This window comes from Tumebacillus lipolyticus (assembly GCF_042682745.1).
Classification (GTDB): Bacteria; Bacillota; Bacilli; order Tumebacillales; family Tumebacillaceae; genus Tumebacillus_A; species Tumebacillus_A lipolyticus.
The window spans coordinates 420413-432249 of record NZ_JBHUIO010000002.1 but is presented as its reverse complement, the minus strand read 5'-3'; the positions used below and the strand labels follow the sequence as shown (position 1 = coordinate 432249).

13 protein-coding genes are annotated in these 11837 nt (G+C 56.4%); 11 read left to right on the top strand and 2 right to left on the bottom strand.

Translation table 11 applies throughout. From position 1 onward, the window contains the following. Positions 1-144 precede the first annotated feature (144 nt). Positions 145-528 (bottom strand): hypothetical protein, encoded by a 384-nt coding sequence (locus ACFSOY_RS01345; protein ID WP_386043579.1) that lies wholly within the window; start codon positions 526-528, stop codon positions 145-147. Between the two features lie 108 nt (positions 529-636). Between ACFSOY_RS01345 and ACFSOY_RS01340 the strand changes: the two genes are divergently transcribed. The 11 genes from ACFSOY_RS01340 to ACFSOY_RS01290 are packed head-to-tail and all read left to right on the top strand — an operon-like array spanning position 637 to position 10623. Next, a complete protein-coding gene (locus tag ACFSOY_RS01340) occupies positions 637-1092 on the top strand; it encodes a hypothetical protein (protein ID WP_386043577.1) in 456 nt (151 codons plus the stop codon). 41 nt (positions 1093-1133) lie between these two features. Next, positions 1134-1523 carry an OsmC family protein gene (locus ACFSOY_RS01335; protein ID WP_386044446.1) on the top strand — a complete coding sequence of 130 codons (390 nt, stop codon included), beginning with the start codon at positions 1134-1136 and terminating at the stop codon, positions 1521-1523. Continuing rightward, entirely contained in the window at positions 1520-1714 is a 195-nt protein-coding gene (locus ACFSOY_RS01330; protein WP_386043575.1) for a hypothetical protein, read from the top strand. Before ACFSOY_RS01335 ends, ACFSOY_RS01330 begins: the two co-directional genes overlap by 4 nt. A gap of 55 nt (positions 1715-1769) precedes the next feature. After that, complete coding sequence (locus ACFSOY_RS01325; RefSeq protein WP_386043573.1) at positions 1770-3068, top strand: GAF domain-containing protein; 1299 nt, start codon at positions 1770-1772, stop codon at positions 3066-3068. Beyond that, entirely contained in the window at positions 3065-4102 is a 1038-nt protein-coding gene (locus ACFSOY_RS01320; RefSeq protein ID WP_386043571.1) for a tetratricopeptide repeat protein, read from the top strand. Before ACFSOY_RS01325 ends, ACFSOY_RS01320 begins: the two co-directional genes overlap by 4 nt. Beyond that, positions 4099-5958: a DUF2194 domain-containing protein gene (locus ACFSOY_RS01315; RefSeq protein ID WP_386043569.1), complete on the top strand. Its 1860-nt coding sequence runs from the start codon at positions 4099-4101 to the stop codon at positions 5956-5958. The genes ACFSOY_RS01320 and ACFSOY_RS01315 overlap by 4 nt, the downstream gene beginning before the upstream one ends. Continuing rightward, positions 5955-7361 carry a GT4 family glycosyltransferase PelF gene (gene pelF / locus ACFSOY_RS01310; protein ID WP_386043567.1) on the top strand — a complete coding sequence of 469 codons (1407 nt, stop codon included), beginning with the start codon at positions 5955-5957 and terminating at the stop codon, positions 7359-7361. Before ACFSOY_RS01315 ends, pelF begins: the two co-directional genes overlap by 4 nt. Further along, a complete protein-coding gene (gene pelG, locus ACFSOY_RS01305) occupies positions 7361-8929 on the top strand; it encodes an exopolysaccharide Pel transporter PelG (RefSeq protein WP_386043565.1) in 1569 nt (522 codons plus the stop codon). The genes pelF and pelG overlap by 1 nt, the downstream gene beginning before the upstream one ends. A 9-nt stretch (positions 8930-8938) precedes the next feature. Beyond that, positions 8939-9862, top strand: a complete 924-nt coding sequence (locus ACFSOY_RS01300) for an RluA family pseudouridine synthase (protein WP_386043563.1) — start codon at positions 8939-8941, stop codon at positions 9860-9862. Between the two features lie 2 nt (positions 9863-9864). Further along, a complete protein-coding gene (locus ACFSOY_RS01295) occupies positions 9865-10164 on the top strand; it encodes a YuzB family protein (protein WP_386043561.1) in 300 nt (99 codons plus the stop codon). 12 nt (positions 10165-10176) lie between these two features. Beyond that, complete coding sequence (locus ACFSOY_RS01290; RefSeq protein ID WP_386043558.1) at positions 10177-10623, top strand: GNAT family N-acetyltransferase; 447 nt, start codon at positions 10177-10179, stop codon at positions 10621-10623. 197 nt (positions 10624-10820) lie between these two features. Here the strand turns inward: ACFSOY_RS01290 and ACFSOY_RS01285 are convergent, their stop codons facing one another. After that, entirely contained in the window at positions 10821-11816 is a 996-nt protein-coding gene (locus tag ACFSOY_RS01285) for a YeiH family protein (protein ID WP_386043556.1), read from the bottom strand. Positions 11817-11837 lie beyond the last annotated feature (21 nt).

The following is an 11837-nucleotide window of genomic DNA, read 5'->3' as shown; positions in this document are numbered from 1 at the left end:
ATCGTGCGGATGTTCAATAGAGCGGATGTCCAATTGAAAAGAGCGCAAAGCCTGTGAAGGGGCTTTGCGCTCTTTTGTCTTTTGTGTGAGGCGTGAAATGGTGGCGCGAAACTGGTCGAAGTGCGGGAACTTGCCGGTCTGTCCTCAGGAAAACTGTAGCAAATAGATGGCGGTGAGGGGGAAGAGGGTGTTGAGCACCGATGAGATGTAGAGACCTGGGCCGCGGCGATACCAGCCGATCAATAGCCCCTTTGTCAGATCGCCTCGCAGCGACAACAAAAAGAGCAGCGACTCGAAGATGACGATCCAGCCGTACCAAGAAAGCGGGCGCACATGGTTCATCGCGGTCAGCACGTAGAGCAAGTAGACTCCGGTGATGCCGTAGATGACCTGTCTGATCCCATTGCCCATACCTGCTCGCTCCAAATCGTGAAAGAAGCCTTCAGGCTTCTGGCGGATCGTTTGCCAAAAGGAGACGAGCGAAAGCAGCAGAATCGGGTAGGAGATAATCAGCAAAAACGTCTGCAATGAACTTCCTCCTCGAACTGAGAAATCTATACGGTAATGGTACATGAAATGAGGGGAGACGTATAGACTAACTTCAAATGCAAGGGCGGAAAGGGAGTGCAGGTGGGCTTGAAAAGTACGGAGACGCGCGCCCGAATGCTCGACAGATATTATCGACGACATGCGGGGATGGTAAAAAAAGTACGACGCTACTACCTGATGAAGGACGAAGAGGAGTTGGCGGTGATTCGAGCGGAGTTGACCCGCCGACAACACATGCTCGGGAACATCCCGCTGCTCGCCTCGACGACGCCGATCGTCTTCTTGATCTTTGGCAGCCAGGTCAATCGTTATTTTCCGCATGACTCGCTGCACTGGCTGATCGTCGCCATCCTGTCGATCCTGGTCATCGTCTGGTCGATCAACCACCACTTTAAACAAAAAGGGCGGGTGCATCTCGATCTCTGGTTGATCGAACAGATTCTGAAAGATCGTTTCCAAAATGCGTACAGTGCTGTACAATTGGGAGAGGTAAGTTTTGGGGGCGCAGCCCCACCTTTTGATAGAAAGGATGGATCGAAGTGAACGTAAACATTGAATGGCAGGGAAAACGCAAATTCGAAGCGATTGGCGGCTCTGGTCACCCGGTCACGATGGATGCGAAGGCGGAAGTGGGCGGCGAGGATACGGGCCCGCGTCCGATGGAAATGCTATTGATGGGACTTGGCGGCTGTTCGGGGATCGATGTGGTGATGATCTTGGAAAAAGGTCGGCTGACCATCGATGAATTCCGCATGGAACTGTCAGGGTCACGAGCGGAAGAAATGCCCCAGCGCTTTACCAACATACATATTCATTACGTGTTAAAAGGCCCCGACCTGACGCGGGACAAGGTGGAGCGAGCGATCCATCTCTCCAATGAGAAATACTGCTCGGCGTCCGCCTCGTTGAACGCAAGCTTGACCGCCTCCTATGAGTTGAACGGAGAGCGATTCGAACTGGGAGGCAACGCATGATCATCAAGTGCACAGATTGCTACGAAGAAAATGATGTGAGAAATGATCGCTGCTGCCGCTGTGGTCGTCTGATGGACGATGCGCGCCGCGAGCAGACGCGCGACCATTTTGAATGGCAGCATCACGATGCGCCAAATACGATCGTTCGTCGGGACAAGCTTCCGGACGGAACTCGAAAGACGGTATGGTAACACAAGCACCCTTGCCTTCTGGGCAGGGTGCTTGGCAACTTCTGGAGGTAACGAGATGATACCGCTTCGTCGAAAGCTGACCGGGCTGCTCGAAGTCTTGATCGGGCTCGGCTTGTTGGTAGGCTTTTTTCCTGCAGCAACCCTGTTAAATTTAAACCCCTCTCCGTTCTTTCTGTTCGTGATCTACGGCGCATGGGTCGCAGGCCCTGTGATCGGTGTTCTAGCAGGGCTTTTAGCCTCCCTGCTCTATTTGGCCATGCTCACGTTCACCACAGCTTTTCCACTCAATGCTCTCTGGACATTTATCATCGCTGATCCAACCCACTATCTGACCCCAATGTTTTTGATCGTCGCAGGCTATGTGCTCGGCGAATTGCGAATCACGATGGAGCGGCGCATGCAGCGCTTGCGCGATCAGGCGGAGCTGCTGCAAAAGGAATCGGTAGCTGCCAGGTCCCGCTTGCAACAGGCGGAGACGGCGCTGCTCGAATTGCAAGGTCGCGTGCTGGGGCAGACGGCGACGATGACCCGACTCTACCAGATCGCACAGAGTTTGAACGTGCTGTCTGTCGAAAAGATCTTAACCGAGCTGCTCGGCGTGCTCGAAGACCTTTTGCAGGTGGAGCAGGCGAGCATCTACCGAATCGAGGAGGGCAATCGATTTGCACGCCTTGCGGTGCGCGTGGGTGAGCCCGCCTGGTCCAACTCGGTGTCGATCGATGCGCATGAGCTGGTGAAGAGAGCGATCGAAGCGGGGGAAGTGCTCACGTTTCAGGAGGCGGACGAGCGTCCGGCGCCGATCTATATCGTGCCGCTCTTTCGGCAAAAGCGGACCTATGCGCTGATCGCGATTCACAAGTTGCCGCTCTCGAAGGTGACGGCCGACACGACACAACTGTTACAGGTCTTGACCAGATGGGCATCCTCTTCGCTTGAGCGTGCGACCGCTTTTGAGACGGCCCGTCAGACCGAGGCGACCTATCCGAATTCGCGCTTTTTGCGAGCGCCCTATTTTGAAGAGCAATGCGCGATCGAGCATGATCGCTATGTTCGTTATGGGATTCCTTATACGATTATCGAAGCGACTTTGCATACGTCTTTGCCGGACGATCAGATTCCCCAGCTGTTGACCGAAAGGCTGCGGGGGAAGATGCGCACCTTCGACCTCGCGATGTGGGAGCCATCGTCGATGCGCTTGCTGTTGCTCTTTCCGACGATGGAGCAACAGTACGCCGGAGGGGTTGTTCAGCGAATCGAGGAGCGAATCGAGTCGGCAGAATTTCAAATTCTCGATCTTCAAGTGTTGCACAATGAATGTCAAATACGGATAGAAAGCAAGGTTGAAGCGCGATGAGTGCAGAACTGAGTTCGCGCAAAGCGAAACACAGCAAGCAAAACGTGTTCGATACGCTGGTGCGAGCGCGCCATCTGCGCTCGATCATCCTGTTCGCTCTGTTCGCAGTAGTGGATTTATTCCTTTTTGTATTCGCGCTGCAGGGGATGGTCTGGTTGCTGTTCCTGCGAGCGGCGTTCGCGCTCTTGGTCGCTCATCTCGCCCAACCGATCTCTGGAATTCAGCCGTGGAGTTCTCGGCAAGCGCTGACCGCACTGACCTGTTTCTTGCTGCCTGGGATCGGAGGTCTGATCGCCGCCCTTTGGTCGACACAGGTGACTCGGGTACAGGGAGCTTGGCAAGATGTACCGGTCGCCCAAGAGGTGTATCGCTCTTCGATCGATTGGGGGGGCGTGCTCGATGTCGTTCCGCTGATCGATGTGCTGGAGGGTCAGGACGCGCAGAAGAAGAAGCGCGTGCTCTTGCAGGCGCAGTCGATGAGCTCCAAGATTCAGGTGCCGGTCGTGCGAAAAGCGCTCGATGATCCTGATCCGGAAGTTCGCTATTATGGTGCTTCTTTGCTCTCGCGAGCAGAAGCTGCTCATTCTGCACAGATTCGTCGTTTGGAAAAACGATTGGAGCGCATGCCCGAAGATGTTGACGCTTGGAATGAACTCGCGACCGAATATGAGCTGATCATCGAAGAGGGGATTGCCGGCGCAGAATTATCTCACTTTTATTTGGACAAGCGCTTAACAGTCCTAAAGCGATCGCTTTTCCTCAACCCCGATCAGCCGCAGGTGGGCATCGAAAAGGCGCAAACCCTCTTTTTCTTGAAGCGATATCAGGAGGCGGAGGCGGAAGCGAAGCTGTGGTTGGGACAGCGACAGGCGGAAACGGCGGACCGGGCAAGAGGGGTCTTGATTCAGCTCGCCTATGAGCAAAACGATCAGGAACTGCTGATCCGCTTGGTACGCGAGGTGACAGATGTGCACCATCTGCCAGACTTTATGCAAGGATTGGTGCAACTGTGGCGACGGGAGGGGAACAGATGAGAAAGACCAAGCTGCCCGTCTGGCGAGTTGCAGTCTATGCGATTTTGCTGATCGTTTTAGCGCTCACCATTCCCACCCGTGTTCAGGAATGGGTGGGGAGCGACAAAAGGTGGTCGCCAGAGTTCGAATTCACGCACTCGAAGCAAACGGTGTTGCCAGATGCACCTCACCAGCGCTACTTGCTGTTGTATAACGCAGAGGACCGAATTGCCGAGACGAAGGCGACCCGGGACAATCTGGCGATGGCGATGAGCTATGGCAAACTGCCGGTCGATGTGATGAGCTTTGCCGAATATCGCCAGCTGAACACTCCGCTCGATCAGTATGCGCAAGGTGCGATCATTCTGGTGGCCGAACAGCAGGCCAACTTGCCGCACGTTGAGAACATCAAAAGATATGTAACTGAACAGGGCGGGCTGTTGGTCAACACGATCCGCAGCTCCGATTCTCCGATCAACTCGTTCATGGGCATCTTAGGGTCGGTCGACTTCGCACCGACCGCGCCGACCGGCTTGCGCTGGACGGAGAAGATCTATCCTGGCTTGAGCGAGCAGACTTTGAGTGCGGAGCGGGTGACCTCCTCGTCTTTAGAGGTGCAGCTGAGCTCCCAGGTGAACGTGTGGGCGGAGTCGGTGGAGCCGAGCGGCATTCCCTATCTTTGGCGAATGGAGCAAGGAAAGGGCGGCGTGTTGTACTGGAACACGCTGCTGCTGCATGAGTCGGTGATGCGCGGCGCGTTTGTGCAGTCGATGATCAAAGCACAGGGCGATGGTGCCAAGGCGACGATCGGCGGGCAGGTCTGGTTTATCGATGACTTTCCATCGCCCGCCTACAACCGCGTCTCAGAAGGCAATCTGACGGGGATGACCGATTACGATTTTCGGCTGAAGCGTTGGGACCCAGATATGCAGGAGATCGCCAAAAAATATGGCGTTCGCTATTCGGTCGGGACGATTTTTATGTACAGCGACCGCGTGACGCCACCGTTTGAAGTTCTGCACGAAGGCCAGCAGCTGTTGTTCGACTTAGAGGTAAAGCTGATCGAAGACAGTGGCGAGATCGGTCTGCACGGCTTCAATCACCAATCGCTCAACCTGTCTTATACGCCAGAAGAGCAGGAGCTGTACGGGTACAGGCCGTGGCCATCTGAGCAGGCGATGCTTCAGTCGCTCCTCGCAGCTCGCAACACGTGGAAGGCAGAAATTCACTCGCAGTTGCCGACGATGTACATCCCGCCTTCGAACGTTTTGAGCAAGGAAGGAAAGGATCAGTTGCTCAAAGCGTTCCCCGATTTAAAAACGATCTCATCGCTCTATGCGACGAGCGGAAAACAAGGGGAGCTGGCGCAGGAGTTTTTGCCCGATCCTGATTATCCGCAAGTGATGGGCACGCCGCGCGCGACCTCTGGCTACTCACCGGAGGCGGACGAACTTTCCGATCTCTACTCGTTGGTGGCGACGCTCGGCATCGTCTCCCACTTTAATCATCCTGACGATGTGTTCAGCGATGAGCGGGGAAAAGGCATGACGTGGGACAAACTGCGCGATGGATTTGATCGGTTGGTCCAAGATGTAAACTTGCGTTTCTCCTGGTTGCAACCGCTGACCGCAAGCGAGCTTTCAGATAAGCTGCGCCTGTATCATCAGACCCAGGTGCAGATCGATCGGTCGCAGGCGGGGAGATTGACCGCCTATCTGACTCCGCTAAAAGGGCCGGTCTATCTGGAAGTTCGGGTCGCAGCGCCGCATGATTGGGATGTGAAAGCGGGTGGAAAGATCGTTTCGCGCAATGAGGAGTACGGTCTGCTCTGGGTGGAGGTCACCGAACCGATGTTGGTGCTGGAGGTGGCGAAGTGAAGGTGACGTTGTTGCTGGAAGGAACGTATCCATACGTGCAAGGAGGCGTCTCTTCTTGGACGCACCAGCTGATCAGAACGATGTCAGATTGCGAGTTCTCGCTGGTGTACATCGGTGCGACCCGCCAGAAAAACGCGCGATATAAGTATGAGCTGCCAGCGAATGTCACGCATCTGCAAGAGGTCTACCTGCACGATCAAGATCAAGAGCAGGGCGGACTTTGGCGCTGGCGCAAGCGGCACCGTGAAGAGATGCACCATTTTTTTAAGACGGGTGAGCTGCCAAGCCAAGAGACGCTGTCGATCATTCGCTCGAAGCGGCATACGCCTTCGGTCGAAGCGATCTTGGAGGAAAAGTGGGCGTGGGAAGTGACGCTCGATGTGTATCGCGAATTGCCGAACGCACCCGCTCTCGTCGATTTTGTCTGGAATTGGCGCTCGATGTGGCTGCCGATGTTGCACCTGTTTCGAGTGCCGCTTCCGCCAGGGCAGTTGATGCATGCGGCATCAACCGGCTATGCCGGGTGGTGCGGTGCGGTGATCAACCGCCTGTCGGGGCTGCCGCTGATCATCACGGAACACGGGATCTACACCAGAGAACGAGAAGAGGAGATCGTGCGCGCCGACTGGGTATCGTTGCCGCTCAAAGGCTGGTGGAACCAATTTTTTGTGCGCGTCGGGCGCGCAGGATACGAGTCGGCAAAATATGTGACCACGCTTTCACAAGGCAATCAGAAAGCGCAGCTGTTCTACGGGGCGGTGCAGGAGAAGATGCGCTTGATTCCAAACGGTGTCAACCCAGATCTGTATGCGCAGGTCACTCCGACGCCCGATCGGCCGTTCACGATCGGGGCGATTCTGCGGGTTGTCCCGATCAAAGATGTGAAGACGCTGCTGCGGGCGATGGCGGTCGTGCTCAGGCAGCAGCCTGACGCGAGGATGATGCTGATCGGACCACAGGATGAGGATCAGGAGTATTTTGAGGAATGTTTAGCCCTGATCGAATCGCTCGGCATCGCCGAGCGCGTGCAGTGGACCGGGTCGGTCAACGTCCTCGACTACCTGCCCAAGCTCGACTGCATCTTGCTCACCTCGATCTCGGAGGGACAGCCGTTGGTGATGTTAGAAGCGATGGCGGCGGGACTGCCGATCGTCGCCACAGATGTCGGCGCGTGCCGAGAGCTGATCGAAGGGTTTGCAGGGGATGATCTTGGCGAATGCGGCATCGTCACCCGATTGATGGCGCCCGATGAGACGGGGGCTGCACTGCTCAAGCTGTCGGGCGACCGGCCGCTTCGCGAGCAGATGGGGCGCGTCGGGCGAGAGCGTGTGCGAAGATACTACACGTTGCGCGATGTGATGCGATCGTATCGCAAGCTCTACGATGAGGCGGTGATGTCGTAGTGGCGGGCATCGGATTCACTTTGCGCAAAGCGCTGGGCGAGCTCGGCAGATCGGGAAAATGGCGGGTGTACAGCGCGGCCGCTTTCGTTGCGGCAGGTCCGTGGCTACTGACGTTGATCTCACTGTTTCTGCTGTTGGCGTGGGGAAATGCGCTCGGCCTGCAGGCGGATCAGCGCGATCTGTTTTTTGCGACGATCACCTATGCGATGATCGGTTCCAACCTGATCTCGACGACCGCACAATTCTTTTTGACGCGCTATCTGGCAGACGCCCTCTATGTGGAAGCGCCGGAGCGCCTGCTGAGCGGATTTACCGGGATCTATCTCTACACCGGCTTGGCGGCGTTAGCGTTATCCACCGCGTTTCAATGGCTGTTGCCCTTGCCGATCGCGTATAAGATCTGGACGGTCGTGCTGACCGTCCTGCTCACACAGCTGGGACTTGCGATGATCCTGCTCTCCGCAGCCAAAGCGTATTGGGACATCGCCCGCGGTTTTTTGTTCGGGCTGCTGATGCTCGGCGTATCCGCACTGGTGTACTCGATCTACTTGAGCGTGGCGAGCGCCCAAGTTGACGAAACGGTGATGCTCGGGCTGTTCACCTGCGGGCAGGCGGTCGCATTTCTTTGGTTGGGTCGGGTGATCGTCCGCGATTTTCCTGGCCAAATGCCTGTGCTATATGATGCGCTCCCGCAGTATCGGCGCTACCCTGAACTGCTGGGCATCGGTTTTTTGTACGCGATGACGCTTTGGGTGGACAACGGGATCTATTGGTTTTCCGATCAAGGTCTGATCGTCGGGGGGAGCTACCTGCTCTCTCCAGGGTATGATCTGGCGAAGTTTTGGACGTTTTTAGCCTTCATCCCCGCCTTTACGCTGTTCTCCGTCAACATCGAAACGGACTTCTACCAAGTGTTCCGGCGCTTTTATGATGCGATCGAAAGCGGTGACACGCTGGCCCCCGTACGGATGTTTGAGGAGGAACTGAGGACGGAGACGAAAGCCGCTCTGCTCCGGATGATGAAAATTCAAGCGTTTGTGGCGAGCCTGTCCTGGGTGTTTGCTCAGCAGGTCAAACAGTTCTATCCCAATGTGATCGACACGTTTCAGTGGACGATCATCGGTTCGGTACCGCATATGGTCTGGATCACCGCCTTTTTGCTCCTGCTCTACTTTGATGCGCGCAAGCAAGCGTTGTGGGCAGCTGGGATTGCCGTGCTCGCGCTGCTGGCAGGTGGGGCGCTGGCAACGGAGCTCAACTGGTCGCCAGGTGCAGGATACTTGCTCGGCTCGGTCGTGATGCTGCTCGCCGCTTTGTGGCTGTTGAACAAACAGCTGGATCGCCTGTTGTTCTACGCTTTCTATGACCCTAACGGCGTGCGCAAGCGCAGTCTGCCCCCAGCAGCTTCTGCACACCCTCGACAAAGGCGACTCGGGCATCCGGTGCTCGATCTGGACGAGGAGGAGCGCTTCTATCAAGAACAGGAAGAAGCGAACCGCTGGGAGCTGGAGATGCGCCTTCCCTCGCGTCGGGAAAAACATGGGAAGAATAAGCGGAAGGAGGAGTAGACTCTTTTGATGAAGGATGAGTTGTATGCGCTGACGATCGATCAGGAATGGGCGGGAAAGCAGATCAAAGAGGTGCTGCAAAAGCGATTGCACATGTCGCGTCGCGTCATTCGCAAGCTGGTCGCAGCGCAAGGGGTGCTGGTGAACGGCGAACCGATCTGGCTCTCGTGGCGGTTGGCAGAAGGCGATCACCTGCGCCTGATCCTGCCGGCAGAAGAGTCGGTCGACATCCTGCCGGAGCCGATCCCCTTTCAAAACGTGTTTGAGGATGAGGACGTGCTGGTGGTGGAAAAGCGAGCAGGTCTGATCGTGCACCCGACGTCAGGCCATTGGACGGGCACGCTCGCCAACGGTGTGGTCTACGATTGGCAGCAGCGGGGCATCGTCGCTCGCTTTCGTCCCGTCCATCGGATCGACCAGTGGACTTCTGGCCTGTTGGTGATCGCCAAAAACCACCATGCGCATCAGCTGTTGAGCCGCCAGATGATGGAGCGCACGATCGACCGTGCCTATACGGCGATCGTGAATGGTGTGCTTGAGCGGGACGAGGGCTTGGTCGTCGGACCGATCGGCCGCAACGATGACGATTTTCGAGTGCGTGAGGTTCGAGCGGACGGGCAGGAGGCGAGCACCGAATACCGGGTGACCGACCGTTTCGCGGAGGGCACGCAGGTCGATCTGAAGCTGCATACGGGCAGAACGCACCAGATACGAGTGCATATGAAGCATCTCGGCCATCCGCTGTTCGGGGATGCGATGTACGGGACGACAGATGATCAGCGATGGATCGAACGGCAAGCGCTGCACGCAAAACTTCTCGGATTCGTCCATCCGCGCTCAGGTGAGAAGATGCTGTTTCAATCCCCTTTGCCGGAGGATATGTGTCGGCTGGTCGAAAGGCTAAAAGGGAACAGTGAGGAAAGGGAGGACTGACCGTGACTGAAGTGGAGAAGCAGTTTGTGCTGGAGTGCTGTTCGAGCAATATGTTTTTGGATGACATTGCGACGATCGATTGGCTATCTGCGACCTATCCGGAGCTTTCGATCGAACCGGACGGGTGTTTGGATCGCTGTGGAATCTGTATCCGCTATGCGTATGTGGTGATCAATGATGATTTTCTCTATGCCAACTCGGTAAGCGAATTAAAAGATCAGATCGTAGCGTATATTGAAAACCACCGTCAAGGGCTGGCCGATGCGAAACAGATTTTGGATGGAGAGACGAAAACGGAGTGAGGAGTGTCCTACATGCAGGTGCGAGCGATTCGAGAGGAAGATTATCGGGAGGTCATCTCGGTCATCGATGAGTGGTGGGGCGGCCGGCAGATGGCAGCCATGCTTCCGAAGCTATTTTTTATCCATTTCCAAGACACGAGCTTCGTGGTGGAAGATGAGGGAAAGATCGTCGCCTTTTTGGTCGGCCTGGTCTCGCAAACAGCTCCAGACGAGGCGTACATCCATTTTGTCGGGGTCGATCCGAACTATCGAAAACAGCAGCTGGGCAACCGCTTGTATCAGCTCTTTTTTGAGCGAGCGGTCGAGAAAGGCTGTCGGAAGGTTCGCTGCATCACCTCCCCGGTAAACGAAGGGTCGATCTCCTTTCACAAGCGGATGGGCTTTGCGGTCGAGCGGGTGGCCGAAGATTATGACGGCCAAGGGCAGAGCCGTGTCCTGTTTATCAAGCAGATCGGGTAATCGAACCCACAACGAGGAGAGAGGCTGAGAAATCGCCCTCCGCTATCGTTGTTCCAATCAGAAAAGAGCGCATGGCCGTAAAGGCTGAATGCGCTCTTTTTTTGATTCTCAGCAGCTCGCCGTTTCATCGACTCGATAGTTCGAAGGGGGTGAGCGGTAGTGGCAGATCGCGCCGTCTCAGCGACATCGTGTCGATCTCACACCAAGAGCAGTACTCCGAGCGAGAGCAACAGCGAGGTGACGATGATGATCAGCAGGGGGCGACCCGCTTTGCTGCGCAGATCGCGCAGGGCAACGTTTAGACCCAGCCCGACCATCGCCATCGCCAGCAACAGGGTGGTCAGCGTCGAGAGCGCGCTGAGCATGCTTGCGGGCAGCAGAATCAACGTGCCGATGACGCTCATCGCCAGAAAGCCGAGCAAAAACCACGGAAATTCAACCGGCGCGGAGCTGCCTCCCTTTTTCCGTTGCCAGAAGAGCAGCAGGAAGGAAAAGGGAACGAGGAGCAGGACGCGCCCCAATTTTGCCAACAAGGCGAGCGCCAGCGCATCCTGCCCAGCGGGGGCGGCGGCGAGCGCGACATGTGCAAGCTCATGCAAGGTCAGCCCCGACCAGATCCCGTACGCTTCAGCTGAGATCGGAAGCAGCGGAAGCAAGAGGATGTAACCGACTGAGAACAGGGTGCCGATCATCGCGATGATCCCGACGGAGAGGGCCGAATCCTCCTGTTTGGTTCGCAAGATCGGAGAGACTGCCGCAATCGCAGCAGCACCGCAGATGCCGGTGCCGATGCCGAGCAGCAGCGTGAGGGAAGCGTCCGCTTTCCACCACTTGGCGAGCAAGATCGAGAGGGTGATCGCGAAAAGGATCACCAGAGCGTCGAGCGCTAACAAGGGAAGCCCTTGGCTGAGCATCAGGTCGAGATTCAGCTTTAATCCGTAGAGGATGATGGCGATGCGCAGCAGTCGCTTGGAGGAGAACTGAACGCCGGTGCGCACCGCTTCAGGATAGCCAAATTTTTGCCGATAGAGGATGGCGAGCAAGATCGCACAGGCGAGCGGGCCGATATGATCGAGCCCTGGCAATTGCGCCAGCGCAAATCCGAGCAGGGAGAGCAACAGGGTGAAGAGGATGCCGAGCGCAAAGGCGAGCGCGGGGCGTTCGCTGATGTGAGTCTTTGTGAAAGCTGTCATGCTAGATCACTTCTTCCTACA